The sequence below is a fragment of the Nocardia takedensis NBRC 100417 genome (genome assembly GCF_000308695.1).
Taxonomy (GTDB): Bacteria; Actinomycetota; Actinomycetes; order Mycobacteriales; family Mycobacteriaceae; genus Nocardia; species Nocardia takedensis.
In genome coordinates this window covers 32788-51643 of sequence record NZ_BAGG01000257.1, presented here as the reverse complement: position 1 = coordinate 51643, position 18856 = coordinate 32788, and the positions used below count along the sequence as shown (strand labels likewise).

General features: G+C 69.5%; 16 protein-coding genes. 7 read left to right on the top strand and 9 right to left on the bottom strand.

Features of this window, described 5'->3' with window-relative positions:
• The coding region (locus tag ON30_RS31770; RefSeq protein ID WP_063719985.1) for a pilin at window positions 1–343 on the bottom strand (343 nt) is incomplete at its 3' end.
• Complete coding sequence (locus tag ON30_RS31765) at window positions 334–1023, bottom strand: hypothetical protein (protein ID WP_051030267.1); 690 nt, start codon at window positions 1021–1023, stop codon at window positions 334–336. The genes ON30_RS31765 and ON30_RS31770, both read right to left, overlap by 10 nt.
• 698 nt (window positions 1024–1721) lie before the next feature.
• Here ON30_RS31765 and ON30_RS36725 point away from each other — a divergent pair.
• The 6 genes from ON30_RS36725 (at window position 1722) to ON30_RS31735 (ending at window position 9549) form a co-directional block, all read left to right on the top strand.
• Window positions 1722–2387, top strand: a complete 666-nt coding sequence (locus tag ON30_RS36725) for a hypothetical protein (protein ID WP_157184014.1) — start codon at window positions 1722–1724, stop codon at window positions 2385–2387.
• 62 nt (window positions 2388–2449) lie between these two features.
• A complete protein-coding gene (locus ON30_RS31755; RefSeq protein WP_083911850.1) occupies window positions 2450–3457 on the top strand; it encodes a TRM11 family SAM-dependent methyltransferase in 1008 nt (335 codons plus the stop codon).
• Window positions 3454–5991 carry a type IV secretory system conjugative DNA transfer family protein gene (locus ON30_RS31750; protein ID WP_040713587.1) on the top strand — a complete coding sequence of 846 codons (2538 nt, stop codon included), beginning with the start codon at window positions 3454–3456 and terminating at the stop codon, window positions 5989–5991. Before ON30_RS31755 ends, ON30_RS31750 begins: the two co-directional genes overlap by 4 nt.
• A 43-nt stretch (window positions 5992–6034) precedes the next feature.
• Window positions 6035–7039, top strand: a complete 1005-nt coding sequence (locus ON30_RS31745) for a replication-relaxation family protein (RefSeq protein WP_063719984.1) — start codon at window positions 6035–6037, stop codon at window positions 7037–7039.
• A 6-nt stretch (window positions 7040–7045) separates the two neighbouring features.
• Complete coding sequence (locus ON30_RS31740) at window positions 7046–8065, top strand: C40 family peptidase (RefSeq protein ID WP_051030265.1); 1020 nt, start codon at window positions 7046–7048, stop codon at window positions 8063–8065.
• Window positions 8066–8112: 47 nt separating this feature from the next.
• Complete coding sequence (locus ON30_RS31735) at window positions 8113–9549, top strand: cutinase family protein (RefSeq protein ID WP_040713586.1); 1437 nt, start codon at window positions 8113–8115, stop codon at window positions 9547–9549.
• Window positions 9550–9636: 87 nt separating this feature from the next.
• On the opposite strand, the gene ON30_RS31730 is transcribed toward ON30_RS31735, so the two are convergent.
• Window positions 9637–11388, bottom strand: a complete 1752-nt coding sequence (locus tag ON30_RS31730; protein WP_157184013.1) for an ATP-dependent nuclease — start codon at window positions 11386–11388, stop codon at window positions 9637–9639.
• Between the two features lie 745 nt (window positions 11389–12133).
• Here ON30_RS31730 and ON30_RS31725 point away from each other — a divergent pair.
• Entirely contained in the window at window positions 12134–12418 is a 285-nt protein-coding gene (locus ON30_RS31725; protein ID WP_157184012.1) for a hypothetical protein, read from the top strand.
• Between the two features lie 799 nt (window positions 12419–13217).
• Here the strand turns inward: ON30_RS31725 and ON30_RS31720 are convergent.
• The 6 genes from ON30_RS31720 to ON30_RS31695 all read right to left on the bottom strand — a co-directional run bounded on the left by ON30_RS31720 (window position 13218) and on the right by ON30_RS31695 (window position 18664).
• Window positions 13218–13553: a hypothetical protein gene (locus ON30_RS31720; protein ID WP_157184011.1), complete on the bottom strand. Its 336-nt coding sequence runs from the start codon at window positions 13551–13553 to the stop codon at window positions 13218–13220.
• Between the two features lie 142 nt (window positions 13554–13695).
• Window positions 13696–14139, bottom strand: coding sequence for a hypothetical protein (locus tag ON30_RS31715; protein ID WP_040713578.1), 444 nt, complete (start codon window positions 14137–14139; stop codon window positions 13696–13698).
• Between the two features lie 129 nt (window positions 14140–14268).
• Complete coding sequence (locus ON30_RS40470) at window positions 14269–15018, bottom strand: hypothetical protein (RefSeq protein ID WP_040713576.1); 750 nt, start codon at window positions 15016–15018, stop codon at window positions 14269–14271.
• A gap of 357 nt (window positions 15019–15375) precedes the next feature.
• Window positions 15376–15636, bottom strand: a complete 261-nt coding sequence (locus tag ON30_RS31705; protein ID WP_040713573.1) for a hypothetical protein — start codon at window positions 15634–15636, stop codon at window positions 15376–15378.
• 94 nt (window positions 15637–15730) lie between these two features.
• Window positions 15731–17311: a VWA domain-containing protein gene (locus ON30_RS31700; protein ID WP_040713570.1), complete on the bottom strand. Its 1581-nt coding sequence runs from the start codon at window positions 17309–17311 to the stop codon at window positions 15731–15733.
• Between the two features lie 78 nt (window positions 17312–17389).
• Entirely contained in the window at window positions 17390–18664 is a 1275-nt protein-coding gene (locus ON30_RS31695; protein ID WP_040713567.1) for an ATP-binding protein, read from the bottom strand.
• Window positions 18665–18856: the final 192 nt, after the last annotated feature.

Sequence of the window (18856 nt, the reverse complement as noted above, 5' to 3'; positions counted from 1 at the left end):
TTGCCAGCGCGTAGCCAAGGCACGCCGCGCGTAGCGCGCTCTTGGCTTTCTCCATCTCGGCCGGGTCGCCCGCGCCGATGAGGTAGCGGGCACCGGCCACGGTCAGACACACCGTCGCCAACGCCGCGAGGATGCCGATCAACCAGTTCCGCAAGTTGTCGAGAACCTGGTCGAGGGTGCCCGCGACGGCGAGCACCGTACCCGGCGCGGGCGCGGCCGAGGCCGCCCCCGCGACGACCACCAGGACCACGGCCAGAGCGAGCGCGACGGCCAGGATCGCCGGCCACGACCGGGCGCGGGGCGGGCGAGCGAGGGGGGTCTGGGGAATTCGGTTCAGGCACATGCGCGTTCCTCGGGTTCGTCGGTGGCCGGGTGGATGTGGGTGACGGTGGCGACGGGGTGTCGGTGTCCGGTCGTGGTGTCGAGTGCGTCGACTTCGGTGGGGCTGGTGGTGGCGGCGGTGTGGGTGCGCTCGACCAGCCAGGCGACGAGTCGGGTCTCGGCGCGCCAGCGGCGTTGCAGTAGCGCCGTGTGCGAGACGCCCTGCTCGGCTGCGAGGTCGGTGATCCGGCGGTGTTCCCAGCGGGTGAGCAGGATCAGCTCGGCCGCTGCCTCGGTGAGGACTCCGGCGGCGACAGCGCGGGCCAGGACGGTCTCGGGGTGGCCGGGCACGGCGGACCACGCGGGGGGGCTGTCGGTGACCTGGTCGCTGTCGTGGTCGCCGGTCGTGAGCGCGGCGGTGATCGCGTCGTGTTGACGGGCCGCGTTCCTCGCGGCGTTGCGTGCCGCCCACCGGAGCCGATGCCACACCCCCGGCCGGTCCACCTCGACGCCGGCGACCGCGGTGAGGAACGCGGTCAACACCTCGGACTCGATGTCGGCGCGGTAGGGGTCGGCGGGTGCGGTGAAGCGCCCGGCCACCCTCGCCAGCATCGGCACCGCCAAGGCCACGCACATCAAGGTCGCGTCGTGGCCGTGGGTTCGGGATCGTCCGATCAGCCACACCCAGATCTCGTCCACCACGGGGGCGGGAAGCTGCGGATCGTGCAGCGCCGCCCGGAGCCCGTCCCATGACCCGGCCCGCTCGCCCAGCGCTCGAGCACCCGGTATGGGAACTGCGGGTAACCCTCGTGTGGCGATCCTTTCGTATTCACCGGCCGCGATTCGTAAAGGCGATAACACCGCCCTCACATCCGGCTCGACATTTCGGCGCGTCGATTCGTGCACTATCCGACTCCTGTTCGTGGAAACTGTTCTCTTTCGACCAGAACAGGACACCTCACACCTCTCCCCGAAACGTCCCCAACTCATCCCCGGAATGTCTCCAATCCATCCCCGGATCGTCCCCAACTCATCCCCACAGATGTCCCCGCGCCGATCCGGCGACCATTCCGCAAATGAGCATTCCCGCCGGTCAGCATCACATTAGGCGCGCGATGAGCTGGGCTTACATACAAATGGGGACGGTTTGGGGATGAGTTGGGGACGGTTTGGGGATGACTCGGAGAGGCCGGAAACGGGCACGGCAACATTTCTGGAAACACACAAAAATAATTCTTTGACTCGCGTGTCCGCCCGGGCCCCGTCGGGGGTGCACTGGCGTGAAATCGGAGGCTGCGCGATCCGTATCGAATTGTTATTGATCGGTGATGTCAAGAATTGAGGGATTGGTGACCTTTATTGGGTGAAGGCTTTTTCTTTCACCGTCAGGAGTGCCCCGCATGACCTCTGTTTCCTGTCCCCGCCCGCCCCGGGCCGCTCGCCGCGACCGGCAGTCCTCGACCCCGGTTCCGGTGCCGCCCTCGACCCTGTGGGCCACCGGAATCGAACCGCTCGACCCGGCCGACCGTTGGCCGGCCCCGATCCTGACCCGCGCGATCGGTGAGTTCAGTTCCCCCGGTGCGCGGGTGCTGTTGACCGCGTGGCCCGCCCCGGTCTCGCGCGGGCGACTCCACCTGCTCGAGGCCGACACCGAGACCGCGCGCGCCACGGTCGAATCGTTGGGCCGTGACCCGCGTTCGGGCGGCGACGAGTCGGTCGATCTGGTCGTGGTGAGCCTGCTCGCCGATCACCTGGACCCGGTCACCGTCGCCGAGAACGTCATCGCCTCGGCGGCGGATCGGATGGCGGCGGGCGCGCTGCTGGTGGTGCTCGGACGCTGCCGCCACAGCCGCGACGGGGTGCTGCTCGACCCGGCCGGTCCGGTCGTGGCCGCCGCACAGTCCGCCGATCTGCTGTTCCTGCAACACCTCATCGCCGCGCCCGTCGCCGGCGAAACCATCCCGGCCCCGCACCCCGCCACCGGGACCGGGCAGGGGCGGCACACGGTCGCCCACATCGACGTGTTCGCGTTCCTGCTCCCGATCACCGGACAGGCCGCCGCGTGACCCACCCGCCACACACCACCACCGCGCACCCCATGCCCGACCGCCCTCGCGAAGGACACCAGATGACCGTCGACCCCACCGCTCCGACCGCCGCCACCGACGACTCCCCCACCGCCACCACGCCGGCCGCCGCGACCGTGCCGACGTCGGTGTGGGTGACCGCGCAGACCACGCCCACCTTCCAACGTCGGGGCCGCTACCACCCCGACAGCGGCGCGCATCCGGCGAAGATGTTCCCCGAGATCGTGCGCCACGCGGTCGAGGCGTACACCCGGCCCGGGGACCTCGTGCTGGACCCGATGTGTGGGATCGGCACCACCCTGGTCGAGGCCCTGCATCTGGGTCGGCGCGCGGTGGGTGTCGAGTACGAGACCCGATGGGCCGACCTGGCGCGCACCAACGTGGAACTCACCCGCGAGGCGGGGCTCGACCTCGACGCGCAGGTCTTCCAGGGCGATGCCCGCAAGCTCCCGAGCCTGTTGCCCGAGAGTTTGCAGGGGCGGGTCGATCTGGTGCTCACCTCCCCGCCCTACGGCGACTCGGTCCACGGCCGAGTCACCGCCAACGCGAACAACAACACCCGCCCGATCAAGAAGTTCAACCACCGCTACGGCGCGGTCCTCGATCGCGGCAACCTCGCCAACGTCGGCGTCGGCCGCCTGCTGTCGGGGTTCACGCGGATCTTGGTCGGGGCCGCCGAATACCTCGCCCCCGGTGGGCATGTGGTGATCACCGCCCGCCCGTGGCGACAGCACGCCGAGCTGGTGAACCTGCCCGCGCATCTGGTCACCTGCGGCACCTTGGCGGGGCTGGTGCCGGTCGAGCGGTGCGTGGCGTTGTTAGGGCGGCTCACCGACGTCGACCTCAAAGCCCGGTCGAGTTTCTTCCAGCGCGACTTCATCCTCAAACAGCGCGCAGCGGGGCTGCCGATGCACCTCATCGCACACGAGGACGTGATCATCCTGCGCAAGCCCGACACCGCCGGTCCCCGTGCGGTCTCGGCTCCCCAGTTCGGTGCCGCGCCGTTCTGGGGCACCACCGTCGCCGGCCCGGACGGGCTCGCGGCATGAACACCACGACTCCCGAGAACGGTTGGTTGGGTCGGGTGCTGCGCGCGCCCGGCCCGACCATGGCCGACCTCGTCGCGACCATCCGCGACAGCGTGCTCTCGCCGGCCGGGTTCGCTGTCGCGCTCGGTGTTCTCATCGTGCTCACCGCGGGCAGGGCGCTGGTGGTGTGGCGGCGAGGCAGGCTCGGCGCCGATGCCCGTCACATCACCGTGCTCACCCCGCCCGAGGTCGACGCGAAAGGCGCGCTCGCGTTCTGGGCCCACCTGATCGGCCAACTACGCCCCGCCTGGGCGCGGGTGCTGTTCGGGCAACCGCACCTCGGATTCGAGTACTCGGTGACCCCCGAGGAAGGGGCCGCGATCCGGCTCTGGGTCCCCGGATTGGTCCCGCCGGGACTGATCGAGCGGGCCGTGGCCTCGGCGTGGCCCGGCGCGCACACCGAGACCACCCGCCACGCCCGACCGGCGCTACCCCGATCGACCCCCGACACCCGCCGGGTACTCGTCGGGGGTGAGCTTCGGCTCGGTCGGCGCGAAGGGTTGCCGCTGCGCACCGATTACAGCGGTGAGTTGGTGCGCGACCTCATCGTCTCCGCCGACGACCTCGCCGCGGGCCAAGCCGCCCACGTCCAGATCCTCGCCCGCCCGGTCACCGGCCGACGCGGCGCGCGCGCCACCCGCACCGCCGGGACCTACGGCGCGGCGGGTGTGCCGCTGGGGTTAGCGCGTGGTCTGGCCCGTGACCTGTTGGACCTGCTCACCCCCGGCCCGCTGTCCCCCGCACGGCCGACCCCGACCCCGACCCTGGGTCGGGCCGGTGGCGGTGCGGGCGGGGACCGTCAAGCGAGGATGGAATTCACCGCCGCTGCCCGCGCGGCGGCGGGCAAGACACGAGGCCCGCACTGGGAAACCGTTGTCCGCTACGCCGTCTCGATCCCGATCACCGACAACCCCGCCGGCGGGAGGCGGGGTGCGCGGAAGATCGCGCGAGGACGAGCCGACGCGCTCGCCACGGTGTTCGGTTCCGCGACCGAGCACAACTACTACCGGCGGCGATTCCGTATCCGGCTCGGGTCGCTGCTCGAGCGCCGCTACCTCGGGCGCGGGGACGTGCTGTCGGTGCCGGAACTGGCCTCGATCGCGCACCTGCCCACCGACACCGGGCTCCCCGGGCTGCAACGCGCGGGTGCCCGTGCGCTGGCCCCGGCACCGCAGATCCCGGTCGGCGGCCCCCACACCAAACCCCTCGGGATGGCCGACAGCGCGGCGCGTCGCCCGGTGGCGGTCAAGGTCTCCGACGCCCGCCACCACCTGCACATCCTCGGCCCCACCGGAGTCGGCAAGTCCACCCTCCTCGCCCGGATGATCCTCGCCGACGCCGACGCCGGACGCGGGGTCATCGTGGTCGACCCGAAAGGCGACCTGGTCACCGACGTCCTGTCCCGCCTGCCGTCCCGGTTCGCCGATCGGGTGGTGTTGTTCGACGCCGACTCGCGCAGCGCGCCGCCGTGTGTGAATCCCCTGGACCTCGGGCGGATCGGGGCGGACAAACGCGATCTCGCGGTCGACAACCTCGTCACCGTTTTCCACCGCATCTACAAGGCATGGTGGGGACCACGCACCGACGACATCATGCGCTCGAGCCTGCTCACCCTGTGCGCCCAACCCGGCACCCCCACCCTCGCCGACCTGCCCCGCCTGCTCACCGAGCCCGCCTTCCGCCAACGGGTCACCCGCACCACCCCCGACCCCGTCCTGCGCGGGTTCTGGGACGCCTACGAGCAACTGAGCGAATCCGGGCGCGCTCAACTCACCGGACCGTTGCTGAACAAACTACGTGCGTTCCTGCTACGCCCGTTCGTGCGCGCCGCCATCGCCGGCGGACCCTCCACCGTCGACTTCGCCGATGTCCTCGACCACGGCGGCATCTGCCTGGTCCGCATCCCCAAAGGCTCACTCGGGGAAGAGACGAGCCGACTCGTCGGGTCGCTGCTGGTGGCACGGACCTGGCAAGCCGTCACCGCCCGCGCCGGCACACCCGCCGCCGACCGCGCCGACGCGAGCCTGATCCTGGACGAGGCCCAGAACTTCTTGAATCTCTCGACGCCGGTCGAGGACATGCTCGCCGAAGCACGCGGACTACGCCTATCCCTGTCGTTGGCGCACCAGAACCTCGGCCAGCTCGGACGCGAACTACGCGAGGGCATCTCGGCAAACGCCCGCAACAAGATCCTGTTCGCCTCCTCCCCCGAGGACGCCCGCGACCTGGCCCGCCACACCGACCCGTGGCTCACCGAGCACGACCTGGCCCACCTCGACGCCTACCACGCCGCCGCCCGCCTACTCGTCGGCGGACAGAACGCGCGCCCCTTCACGCTTACGACCCGCCCCCTCGATCCCCCGATCCCGGGGCGGGCGGCCGAGATCGCCGCCGCCGCCCGCACCCGCCTCACCACCACCGACCCGACACCGGTTGACACATCCACCGGTAAGTCGTTCGCGACGCCGCCCCGACCCGACCCGCGCTCGTCCTAGCCCGCCGCTGTCGCGCTGCCCGAGAAAGGTTGTCCCGCAAGCCATGATCGCCCGTCCCGATCGGCAAGCCGATCTACGCGCCCCACGCCCCGCCCGCCCACCGAGCGCCGACGCGCTGGTGGCCCGATTGACCGAACGAGACCGCTGGATACTGCGGATGCTGCACGAGCACCGCGTGCTCACCACCAACCAGCTCGCCGCACTCACCTTTCCGACCCCCAAGGTCGCGCTGCGCCGACTGAGCATCCTGCGCGAGCATCGCGTCCTGGAACGATTCCGCCCCTTACGTCCCCGGGGCAGCGCGCCCTCGCACTGGGTGCTCGCCCCGGCCGGGGCCGCCGTGCTGGCCGCCGAAGCCGGGGTCGGGGTCCGCGAGCTGGGCTACAACCCCCAACGCGCCCTCGCCATCGCCCACAGCCTGCACCTGACCCACACCCTCGGCGTCGCCGAATGGTTCACCACTCTCACCACCGACCACCGCCACCACCCCGGCCGGGGGCGTGTGGCGGCGTGGTGGTCCCAGACCCGATGCCAACGCCTGTGGGGCGACCTCGCCCGCCCCGACGCCTTCGGCCGCTACACCCACCACGGCGCGGTCCTGGACTTCTTCCTCGAATACGACCTCGGCTCCACCTCCCTGCCCCGCGTGGCCGCGAAACTGCACGGCTACAGCGAACTCGCCCGCACCACCGGAGTCGTGACCCCGGTGCTGGTGTGGGTGCCCACCACCACCCGCGAGACCAACGCCCGTCAAGCGCTGCTCGCGACCTGGCGGCGACTACCCGACCCCGACGCGGTCCCGGTCGCCACCGCCGCCGCCGAACTCCTCACCCCCTCACCCCACCCCAGTCCGGCCGAACGGGTATGGCTGGCACTGGACGCCCCCGGGGCGGGGCGAAGGCACCTGCACGACCTGACCCGGGCGTGGCCGCGACGGACCCCGCCGGCTGTCGACCTCCACACCGGCCAGGACACGACCCGCCTCGCCGGGCAGTTCGTCCTCGACCCGCCCCCACCCCACCGGCCCCCGAACCTGCGGTACCGGTGAACCCCAGTGCTGTTCAAAGTCCTCACCGCGGGCGGTGCCGCGTTCGTATTCGTGGTCGTGGTGATTTCGGCCGTGGTCACCACCGTCGTGTTCTACGATCAGGCTCGCCCCGCGCCCGCCCCCTCCGCAGGCGCGGGCACCAACCCCAGTCCCGAAGCCCTCGCCGACATCCCGCCCGAGATGCTCGTGCTCTACCAGGGCGCCGCGAGTGACTGTCCCGGCCTGGACTGGTCGATCCTCGCCGCCATCGGCGAAATCGAGACCGACCACGGGCGCTCACCCCTGCCCGGGGTTCATTCGGGTGAGAACGCTTCTGGGGCGGGCGGTCCCATGCAGTTCCTCGCCCCGACCTTCGAGGGCGTGGTGGCGCGGCATTCGCTGCCAGCGGGCGGGGCGAGCCCGCCCTCGCGGTACAACCCGAGCGACGCGATCCACGCCGCCGCGTTCTACCTGTGCGACTCCGGTGCACCCGGGGACATGTACGCCGCCATCTGGGCCTACAACCACGCCGACTGGTACGTCACCCAAGTCCTCGACCAAGCCGAACGCTACCGCGCCACCGCGCCCTCGGCGACCGGCGAATGCCGTGCCGACGCCGAACTCACCGCGGCGAGCCCGACAGTCGCGCAGGTGATCTCGTTCGCCTGCGCCCAGTTGGGGATCGAGTACGTGTGGGGCGGCAACGGACCCGACATCAACGGCGGGTGGGACTGCTCCGGGCTCACCCGAGCCGCCTACGGGGCCGCCGGACTCAGCCTCCCGCGCACCACCTACGACCAGGTCCACATCGGCCCCCGCATCCCCGAAAACCAGCTCGCCCCCGGCGATCTCGTGTTCTACGGCGACGACGCCGACGTGCACCACGTCGGCATCTACCTCGGCAACGGGCGCATGGTCCACGCCCCCACCTTCAACCAACCCGTCCAGGTCAGCGGCTACCGATGGCCCGGCGCCGACTACTACACCGCCACCCGACCCACCGCCACCGCACCAGCGGCACAGGTCGAGTCACCCCCACGCCCCTAACGAGCCCCGGATACCCGCCGCACCCGTCACCAGACAGGAGACCAACCATGCCCACCCGCCACCACACCACCCACCGCCGTCTCGCCCGCGCGCTGCTCAGCGGCGGACTCGCCGCCGCCCTCACCGCAGGGACCGGCCTCGCCGCGGCCGTACCGACCCCCACACCCGCTGGGACGGACTGCCCGCGCTGGACAGCGGTACTCGCCCCCGGCACCAGCGAGACCACGACCGGCGGCGACCCGTCCCGCGCGGCCGGGGTTCTCGCTCCGGTCGGTGCGGCGCTCACCGACCGCTACGGCAGCGACATCGCCGTGCGCACCCACACCGCCCCGGACGGCGGCTCGGAAACCGCCGGCGTGGAGGCGCTCACGGCGGTGTTGGCCGGCCTGTGCTCGACCACCCGGGTCGTGTTGCTCGGCTACTCCCAGGGCGCGCACCTCACCGGAGACCTCGCCGCCGCCATCGGCGCGGGACGAGGACCTGTCCCGGCCTCGCGGATCGTCGCGGTCGGACTGGTCTCGGACCCACGCCGCGACCCCACCACACCCCAACTCGGCCAACTTGTTTCGGGGCAGGGGGTTCTCGGCCCCCGCCCCGGTGAGTTCGGCGAGCTGGCCGATCGGGTCGTCACCGTCTGCGCCGAAGGCGACCTCTACTGCTCAAGCACGCCCGAGACCGCACCTGTCCTCACCGCGGTAGGCCGCGCCGTCACCGCCACACCCCCGACACCCACCACACCAGCACCGACCAACAGCGCGACGGGCCCGCTTCCCAGCACCGCCCCGGCCCCCGGCACCCCGGGCTCGGCGCCGATCGAGGCACTCGATCCGACACAGGTCCTCGCCCAGGTCGTGACCGTGCTCGCCGGACTGTCGGGGTTCGTGGCGAACGTCCCCGCGATCGTCGATGACCTCGCCCAACTCCCCGGCCTACTCGCCACCTCGAACATTCCCGGACTACACCGGGTCGCAGGCGACCTGAACAACCGGTTCTCACCGCTGGTCGACATGGTCGCGGGCCTGGACCTGCGCCTGGTCGCGCGGGCGTTGGCGTTGGCCGCGCCGCTGGACTCGTCGGGATGGGTCGCGGTAGCCGCGCAAGTCGTGAACGTGCTCGCGGGCCTGGACATCGCCCGTATCGCCCTCGACATCGGACGAACCCAGGAAATCGTCTGGGCCGCTACCGAAGCCCTCGCCGCAGGCGACCCGCTGAAAGCGGTCCTCGCGGTCACCGGGCTCGCCCCGGTCGCCGCCGACCTCGCTGCCGCCACCGCTGCCGCGTTCACGGGCGGGGCGTTGTCGGGCTACTCACGCGCTTACACCACCGCCACCGGCCCCACCACCACGGCCGCGCTGGCCGGTCTGGCCCGCCAGGGCAGCGACGCCGCGCTGGTCGCCCGGTCCGGGGTACACGCGGACGGATACGACACCGCCGCCCCGACGCTGATCGAATGGGCGCTACGGACGATTGGCAAGAGCCGATAGGTCACCGCCCGCACACACCGGCGTGTAGCCGCGACTGGTCGGTCCAACGAAGTACGCGGACTCTGGCGTGCCGAGCAGCCTTGGCCCCTATCTGATTGTCGGCTTCTCCTTGGTGGCTTTGTCCAGGGGAGCACGACCATTGGCTTCCCTGATCATCTGAACAAGTGCTCTGATCTTTTTGTGGAGGTCGAGGTAGTCGAGTCCTGCGCTCCAACGCTCAATGACCGCTCGTGCAACTCGTACCTTGTCCGGCCCGGCCTTCGGGTCGGTCGGGCGCAGAACATCGCTGTACTTACCGTTGTTCGGGGTGAACGTTCGGCGCGGGTAGAGGGCATCGAGGACTTCGGCGAGCAAAGTCGGCGGGACGTAGTTCTCGACGGTACGTCCCTCGGTGACCCAGCAGATTCCGGGTTCGTCGCCAGCGAGTTCGCCGACGACCCGGGCTTTGGTGGCGTTGATGCGGGCTTGAGGGTTCGTCCTGTCGCTGTCGATCATCATTGCGAGGTGTCGGTTTAGCCTGCGGAGACTGATGAACTGATCAACCGAGTTGGGTTCCTCGGTGCTCAGATGGCTGAGCAAACGGCCGCCGTAGAACATGATCGTGTAGTCGATATGCTCACGCAGGTCCGGGTCCATGAGGCGCAGCCAGTGTTGCAGGTACACCCGGTCCGAGGGGCCCTCGACCCAGACAACGGCGTTGGACTGCAACAGATCGCTCGGCCGGTAGCCGAGGTCGGCACAGATCCTCGCCAATTCATAAGGATGACCCGCCGGAGTGATTTCGGTTCCCTGCGTCGTGTAGGTCGCGTGGAACACTCTCGCGAACGAAGCATCGAGCATATGAGCTGAATGGGTCGCGATCAGGTACTGGTTGCTCGTCTTCTCATAGAGGTAGGCCAGCAGCTTGCGTTGCAGGAGCGGGTGCAGATGGACCTCAGGTTCCTCCATGCAAACAAGAGTGTGCTCTTCCAGAGTCGCCGCCGCGGCGAGGACCACCACTTGGGCGATGCCGGAACCGAGATGGTCGAGGGGCAGCAACATACTCCGACGACGCACATTCAGTTCGAGGTCATGAGAGATTTCCAGCCGGACGTCGTCCTCGTCCAGGACGTTACGCAGGAAGACGTTGATCTGCTCGAACTTTTCGCGGTCTTCGTCCATCGCGCGTGAGGGGACCTGGAGCCGGAAAAGCCGCTCGATCAGACCCTCCCCCGTCATCGCTGCATCGTCGGGCACGGGCTCGCCGGAGCTGGTGATCCGCCGCGACGCATCTACGAATCGCACTTTCGGAAGCTGCAATTCAGCCCGCACCGCGTGCAGCAGCCGTTTGATCGGTCCCGACTCGTGGTTGCTGCGCATACGGCTGTGTAAGAACCGCACTGCGGGTGGGGCAGCGGCAACGATAGCGTCGGCCTGCTTGTCGATGTCGACCGCTTCGCGACTCCCTGCACTCAGACGCAGCCAACTGCCACCGCCCGACCCGGCGATTTGTGTGGGGGCGCACTCGAACACAGTTCGCAGGGTTTTGACCGCTCGTTCCTGAGTGGCGTCTCCTTCCAGATACGCGATCATCATCTTCTCTATGGTCGCCTCAGTGATCGGAAGCGCAAGCTCGAAGGTCACGTCACCGCGCAATGGACGATCCAGACCTTCCGGTAGGGTCCGGGTGAGCTTCGCGAGTTGATTTGCGAACCGCAGGACGTTGGATTTACCGCTGTTGTTCTGTCCAACGATGAGGTTGACCTTGTCCAGCGGGGTGAGGAGCTGGAGTTCTCCATGAAAGCTGCGAAAGCCACGAATCCCCAAACCGGCCAATGGCATTTGGTGGTCACCAGACATAGGTGACAACTCTCGCATATGCCCGCTGGTAGACCAGTTCAGAACCCCGGCCTGCGCCGGGTCTCGGGCGATCTGCACAACCGGTTCACACTGCTGGTCGGCATGATTACGACCTAGACATGCCTCTAATAGCGAGCGCGCCGGCACTCGTCGCGTCACTGACGGCTCGGGTGGGTCGCGGTGGCCGCACAGATCGTCGGGGTCCTCGCAGGACTCGACATCGCCCGCATCGCCTTCAATATTGGATGAGCCCAGGAAATCGCCTGGGCCGCCACCGAAGCCCTCGCCGCGGGCGATCGTTTGAAAGCGATACTCGCGCTGGCGGGGATCGCGCCGGTCGCCGCCGATCTCGCCACCTCCACCGCCGCCGCGTTCACCGGTGGGGCGCTGTCCGGGTACGCCCGCGCCTACACCACCGCCACCGGCCCACCACCGCTACCGCCCTGGCAGAACTGGCGGGCCGGCGCGAAGATATGGCCCGATTCGCCGAATCCGGGGTGGTTGGGGGGGATACGGCACCATCGCCCCGGCGCTGATCGAATGGACGGTAGAGGCGATCAACAACAACCGATAGGCACCCGCCGCTCCCGGTCGGTGGGCTGCCGACGCTCGTCGTGGTCGAAACGAGTTATCGAGGAGCCGAGGTAGGCCGTACGGTGTCGGAAGTGAGGGCCGGCACCAAAATGACCGTAAATGCCTCAGGCACAACGTGCTTGCTCTGGATAACAGTGCGAGACTGAGCCGCGTGACTCATGCGCCTAGATCGCTTTCGCCGAATCAGCAAGCCGCCCTCACCATCGGGAAAGCAGTGTCAGCGGTACTGCTGATCTTCGCTGTCGTTTCAATCTTCATCGCCTCGCAAGGAGACGTCGAATGCAGGCAGTGGTCCTACGGCGGGGACTGCCTTGATCGCCATGACAGCACGCAAGCTCCCCTTATCGTGGGAGGCGTGCTGTTGGTGCTGTCGATTGCTGGATTCCTCACCGCGGCCACCGTCCGACGCGGACTCATCGAACAGGCTGAGACCTAGTCGTACCAGCGTGGATGGAACCATCGGACCAGATAGCACGTCCAAGTTGGCATGCCTGAACTGAGCCCGATTCCATACGCCGAACCCCCGATCATCGCAGAGCCTCGACCAGACGAGCGCAAAGCGGCAGTCTGGCGCAGTTGGATCGCTGAACATCGGGCAGACCCAACTGAACCAAACGGCGAGGAGACGTAGGCGGCGTCCGCGCCCCGAGCACCCCTTCCCCGGAGTAACTGTCAGCCTGATTCGCGGCGATCACCAGCGAATCGGTCGCGTTCGGAGCAGCCGGCCACACCGCAGCGTTCGCAACTGGCGCTGACTCAACGGAACCTGTTGACACCCTGTGTACGTTGAGGTCGGATTGCGTTGCTCGTGGTGTGAATTCGATGGCGTCGCCGGGGATTCGGCGCGGACACGAAAGAGGGCAAGCGGATGGTGGGGACGAGTTCGTTGGTTCCGGTGTGGGCACCTGTCACAGCGGCCGGGGTCATCAGTACGGCCTCGGCGGTCGTGGTGAATCTCGCGACCGGCGGAGGGCCGTGGTGGCTGTGGGCGGTGGTCGCGGTATTGATGGCCGCTGGCATCGCGGCCTCGCTGTGGCTACACCGACGCCAAACCGGCACCCCGCCTTCGACGGTCACCGCTTCGGGCGAGCGCTCCGTGGCCGTACAGGGCACCGCTGCCTCGATCCGCACCGGCAATCTCGGCGTTCCTGCCTCCCCGGCAGCATCAGCCTCGCCGGGGAACCCGCAGACGTAGCGGCGTCCACGGCCTAAGACACGCCCGGCGGCGCGCGGGTTCAGCACGCCGCTTGCAGCGGGTAACAGGGCTGTGGCGGCGGGGCGAGTGGTGCGGGGGCCACGGTCGCGGGCACCACAGCGCCATCAGTCGACTCGTCGGCTGTGCCCATGTGAGTCACGGTCAGCACCAACAGCAGCAGCACCACCCCGCCGAACAACGCGCCCAGAACCCACAGGATCGGCATCGGTGACGCGCTGCGGTAGCCGTGGACGTAGGCCGAGCGGTAGCGGCCCCGCCGGGACGCGGGCCGGTCCTGCAAGCGCATGGACCCGCGCACGTAGCTTCCGCCGATCTTACCCTTACGCGAATGTGCCCGCACCGCTTCATATCCCATGAACGCCATTGTTCCCCCCGGGACCGACGCGACCGGTCGGTCGACGCGCAACGACCCCGGAAACACGCCCGCCGCAGCCGCGAGACGGCCGGTGGGGCCGCGCGGTCTGCGCGGCCCCACCGGTCGTCTCGCGGGTGCGGGGTTAGCGGGTCATCAGTTCCCGGGCGTCGTCGGGTGTCACAGGATCGGGGACGCGCGGGATCGGGGCGGGGGTCTGTTCCGCGCGTAGCCGCCACGTGGGTACGACGAAGACCGTGTCGTTGGGGTCGGGGTGGGCGGCGGCGACCGCGCGGGCGGCGGTGTCGTTGTCGGCGCTGTAGGGGTAGGTGGTGCCGGTCAGCGGCCCGGACACGATCCGCAGTACCGAACTGGCCGGGTGGAATTCGGCGTCGGTGACCTCACCGCAGTAGATCAGATAGACGGGAATCCAGCGCGGCGGGATCACCAGATCGGGCGCGATCGTGAGTTGATATCCGGCTTCTTCGGCGATCGCGAGCCACATTTCCAGCGAGTCGAACGCGTCCAGGGTGGTCGCGAAGGTGTCGTACAAGGCAGCCGCGACGTAGGCGGCGGGAAAAGCACGCATGACGGATGAAACCTTTCAGAATCGAGATGACGAACGAGTCGAACGGGAACCCCGGGTCCGGTGCCCCCGGGGGCCGCGCAGCACACGCCACGCGACGCGGGGTCGCACCGGACAGGGCCGGGGGTGGGGTCAGTCCGCCAGCGCGAACCGTTTGGGCGCTTGTTGGGTCTGGCGGGCGGTGCCTTCCCGGGTCAGCTTTTCCAGGGCGTTGTTCACCGCCCCGCCGGAACGGTCCAAGGCCTTGCCGATCGCGGTCGGGCTGAATTCTTCGCCGGGGTGGTCGCGCAGGAAATCTTCGACCATCCCGCGCAGCGCGCCGTTGGGCAGCCGTTCACCCGACTCACCGTCACCCGCTGCGGGGTCGGGGGCCGGTTCGGGGGTGTCGGTATCCGGGGCGGTGGTTTCGTCGCCGGCCGGGGCCGGTGCCGCCGGTTGCGGGTGCACGCTGTCCGGTGCCGGTTCGGCCGGTGCGGGTGCGGGTTCTCCGGGCAGTCTGGGAATCCAGGTCTTCGCGGCGTTGGGGGTGTCGGTGTCGCGTGCCGATTCGGCGAATCCGGCGTCTTCCCACCGGACCAGGATGCGGCGGGCGGTGGTGGTCGACATGTTCGCCAGTGCTGCCAGTTCGCCCGTGGTGGCCGACTGGTTGGCGTCCAACACCACCCACAACGCGGCTTCGGTGTCGGTGCGCAATTCGGGCACGGGGGCCGGTGCCGGTTCGGGCACGGGTGCCGGTTCGGGCACGGGTGCCGGTTCGGGCACGGGTGCCGGTTCGGGCGCGGGGGCCGGTTCGGGCGCGGGGGCCGGTTCGGGCGCGGGGGCCGGTTCGGGCGCGGGGGCGGGTGGGTGTTGGGCGGGTGTCTTCTTCTTGCGTGTGGACATGACTATCCCCTTCTGACCAGTGGTTTTCGGGTGTTCGGGTCATGTCCCGGCCGGGACGGAACACCGTCCCGAACGGCGCGCGTGGCCCCGGGCGGGTGGTGTCCCCGGTTTCCATGACCGCTCGATACATCGCCGATGTCAAGCGGAACGTGCAGAAAACCTTTCGCCCCCGAACACCGACCGATGGCACGGAATACGCGCGGCGCGAGCACATTTCGGCTCGCGCGGTCAGCCTTGCGGCGAGCACGCTGCGACTCGCGGGGCGGCCCTGCGCGAGGGCGCCTCGCCTCGCGGGAGAACGTGAGACGGCCACCACCGCGGGGACTCGCGGTGGTGGCCGTCGACGGGTGAGTCGGTCTAGAAGATCTCGTCCAGGGGAATTGTGCGGGTGGCCCATGCTTCGGGCAGCGGCCCCCCGTGGGCGAGATGCACGTCCAGCGCGAAGATCAGGATCGCCAGTTGTTCCAGGCGCTCGAGGTGCTGGGCTTGCTCCTCATAACGGTCGGAGTACCGGCCCCGCCGGCGCAAGCGCAGTTCACGAATGTTCTCTTCGACGCCGATCGCGCGGATTCGGGCCAACAGGTCGTCGGGGTCGGGGGTGTAGTCGTGGTCGGTCATGTCGGTTGTCTCCCAGTCGTTTTCGTGTGGGTGTGGGTGTGGGTGTTCGGGGGGCCGGGGCGGGCCGGGGTGTCCCGCCCGCCCCGGTGGGGGTTCACGCGTCGCGGACAGCGGCCACCGCCGCGCGGGCGATGGCTTGGGCGGTGGTGGCGGGGTCGGTCAGCGTGTGCACGGTGACCCCGGCGAAGGGGGTGACGCTGTCGCGGTCGGGTGCCAGCCACAGCACCGCGCACCCGGCGGCGCGTAGCCGGTCGACCCGCTGTTGGCCGGCCATCCACAGGACGGGATCGAATCGGCCGTCGGACACGATCACCAACAGACGGGTGTTCTCGCGGCGCGACAGTCCCAGCGACGAATCGAGCACGTCGATCGCCTCATCGATGACTTCCTTCGCGCCCTTGACACCGAAGTCGGTCACCCGGGCGGGCGCGATGCCGGGGCGGGTGATCGGGTGCACCCGTTCACCGAAAGTGACTGTCGCGGTCTGGGCCGGCATGGTCGCGGTGTGCGCGGCGTGGGCGATGATCCATGCCGCCGATGCCGCCGGCCGAACGTAGTCGCGCATCGAACCCGATATGTCGCAGGCGATTCCGATGCGCAGCGGCGGCACCTGTACCGGTTTTCGGTGGGTGCGGGTGAACATTTCAGCGGTCGGGATGGCCCCGGCGGCTTGCTGCGCGGCGCGCGCCATCGCCCCGCGCATCCGCACCCGCCCCGGGGGCAGCAGCGAACTTGACTTGACCTGGACGCGTTCACGCTGCGCGGCGGTGTCCAACCCGCGCGCGAGCACGCGGGCGGCGGCGCGTTCGTCGTCACGCGGCTCGCGGGTGCTGCGACCGGGCGGGGCGTAGGTGTCGAATTCTTCGGCGACCGCGCGCACGATCTTGTCGATCGCCGCTGCGATCGCATCGCCCAGCGCCGACCCCGGTTCGGGGTCGGCCTGCGGGTCGGGGCCTACGATGTCGACCCAGCGCCGGCCCAACTCGAGCATGGCGGCGGTGTCGTCATCGGCGGTCTTGTGCGCGTCGCGCCAGATGGCGCGCAGGTCGGCCAGTCTGGTCTCACCCAGCACGGCTTCGATGGCGGCGGCGGCGGGCGCGACCTCACCGGCGGCGAGCACGCGCGCGTCCACCCGGGCCAGGATCAACCCCGCCGCGTGCGCGGCGGCGTAGACCGTCATCGGTGTAGCCGCTATCGCGTCCGCCCCGCCGCTGTCACCGATGATGAATTCGGTGGCACTGGCACGCAACCATTTCCGGTCGTGTCGGCGGCGGCGGACCTGCGCGCGTTCGATGCGTGATTCTTCCAGCAGCATCGCCGCGTCGACCACCGCCGGGTCCGCCACGTAGGGCGGTTGCCACACCGAATGCCGGGCGTGCGCGCATTCGTGGATGAACGCGCCCCACACCGCCGGATAACGGGCACGGTCGCGGTCGTTGACCGGGCGGGCGGTCGCCGGGTCGACCGGCAGAAGGTCACCGTTCATCTCGATAGCGGCGCGCGCGGGCAGGAACACCGCCGGATGCCCCAACCCGGCACCGGGGGCGATGGTGACCTTCAGATCGGCACGCCCGGCGATCCGGCGGGTCTGCGCGGTCAGCACGGCCGACAGGGACTTCCACGCATCCGGCACGGGGGCGGGGGCGATGGTCGGGTCGGTCAACACATGAGTCATGACGGGGAAAGGTTCCTTCCGAACAAGGGGGCAGGGGGCCGACCGTGCGGCCCCCTGCCGGGGGCGGGCGGTGCGGGGTCAGCGGCGGCGGTCACCCAGCGCCAACGGCGCAAGGTCGGTGCCGAACACGCCCTTGAGAACTTGGGACACGATCGGGTGATCGTCTTGCGGCGCGGTCCCAAGCAGATTGGCGGCGGCGGTCAGTTCACTTGTCGCGGCGGCTATCTTGCTGAAGGCCAACAGTTCCCGCAGTTGCGGTGCCCACCCGATCACGCCCTTTTCGTGCCGCCACGCCAGTTCTCGCGCGGCCTTGACAGCGTTGGGCGGCACCCCCAGAGCGGCGGCAAGGTCGTAGTCACTGGACACCCGCACCCAGAAGGCGAACCGCGACGCCAGCGCATCGGACAGGATCGCCCCGTGCACCCCGGGGTTGTGGCCTGCGACCAGGTAGAACCCCGGCGCGGCCTTGACGATCTCGCCACCGTTGGCCTTGACGATGATCTCGCGCCGCCCGTCCATCGCCGGATACACCGCAGCCAACACCGTCGGGGACACCAACGTCGCGTCGTCGATGAACAGCACCTTGCCTTCCCGCATCGCACGGACCAACGGACCGTGCACGAAAACGAATGTGCCGTCGGGGTTTTGGGTGTACTCGCCTACCAGATCAGCGACCGTGGTGTCCCCATCGCCCTGCACCGTGAACAGGTCGTCACCGAAAGCGGCTTCGATCAGGCTGGTCTTGCCGGTTCCGGGCGGCCCGTACAGCAGCACGGGGACTTCGTTTGCGCGCATGGTCCGCAACACGTCCACATCCGCCGACCCCGCCAGTTCGCGCGGGTGATAGGGCAACCCGTTCGGACGCGTCACCGGCCCCGTCGTCGGCACCGGCACGGGCGCGGACGCGGCGGGGGCGGCGGACTTCTTGGCGGGGGCGGACTTCTTGGCGGGGGCGGACTTCTTGGCGGGGGCGGACTTCTTTGCGGGGGCGGACTTCTTGGCGGGGGCGGCGGACTTCTTGGCGGCGGACTTCGCCGGCGCGGCGGACTTCTTGGCGGGGGCGGACTTCGCCGGGGCGGGGGCGGCGGTGGGCACCGGGGCGGCGGCGGTGGCGGTGGTGCGGGTGGCCCGGTAGCGGCGGGGCGCGTCCGATACGCGTTTGGCCTGTCCCGCCGCTGTCAGCACTTCCAGCGCGTTGCCCACCGCCCCCGAAGACCGGTCAAGGGCCTTCGCGATGTCGCGGGGGGAAAGGTCTTCGCGCGGCTGATCTGCCAGCACACCGGCCACCAGTCGGCGCAATTCCCCGTTGGGCAGGCGGGGGGCGGTGGGGGCGGGGGTCACGGTCGAAACCATCGTGTTTTCTCCTGAAACAGTCACCCGAATACGTACCGCCACGCGGGATCGCGGGCAGACGGGTAGCGAGGCCACCAAAAGGGTTTTTCGTGGGAATTCCCCGGGCATTTCCGGGGCACGAACTGAAACTAGCTCGCCTCACAGCGAGTCCACAACCGGTCTCGCGACTTTTTTCGGAATTTATTTCCGCGA

Excerpts from the sequence above, each read along its gene's own strand:
- ON30_RS36725 (WP_157184014.1), top strand. The coding sequence starts at position 1,722 with ATGACCTCTGTTTCCTGTCCCCGCCCGCCCCGGGCCGCTCGCCGCGAC.
- ON30_RS31755 (WP_083911850.1), top strand. The coding sequence starts at position 2,450 with ATGACCGTCGACCCCACCGCTCCGACCGCCGCCACCGACGACTCCCCC.
- ON30_RS31750 (WP_040713587.1), top strand. The coding sequence starts at position 3,454 with ATGAACACCACGACTCCCGAGAACGGTTGGTTGGGTCGGGTGCTGCGC.
- ON30_RS31745 (WP_063719984.1), top strand. The coding sequence starts at position 6,035 with ATGATCGCCCGTCCCGATCGGCAAGCCGATCTACGCGCCCCACGCCCC.
- ON30_RS31735 (WP_040713586.1), top strand. The coding sequence starts at position 8,113 with ATGCCCACCCGCCACCACACCACCCACCGCCGTCTCGCCCGCGCGCTG.
- ON30_RS31730 (WP_157184013.1), bottom strand. The coding sequence starts at position 11,388 with ATGTCTGGTGACCACCAAATGCCATTGGCCGGTTTGGGGATTCGTGGC.
- ON30_RS31720 (WP_157184011.1), bottom strand. The coding sequence starts at position 13,553 with ATGGGATATGAAGCGGTGCGGGCACATTCGCGTAAGGGTAAGATCGGC.
- ON30_RS31715 (WP_040713578.1), bottom strand. The coding sequence starts at position 14,139 with ATGCGTGCTTTTCCCGCCGCCTACGTCGCGGCTGCCTTGTACGACACC.
- ON30_RS40470 (WP_040713576.1), bottom strand. The coding sequence starts at position 15,018 with ATGTCCACACGCAAGAAGAAGACACCCGCCCAACACCCACCCGCCCCC.
- ON30_RS31705 (WP_040713573.1), bottom strand. The coding sequence starts at position 15,636 with ATGACCGACCACGACTACACCCCCGACCCCGACGACCTGTTGGCCCGA.
- ON30_RS31700 (WP_040713570.1), bottom strand. The coding sequence starts at position 17,311 with ATGACTCATGTGTTGACCGACCCGACCATCGCCCCCGCCCCCGTGCCG.
- ON30_RS31695 (WP_040713567.1), bottom strand. The coding sequence starts at position 18,664 with ATGGTTTCGACCGTGACCCCCGCCCCCACCGCCCCCCGCCTGCCCAAC.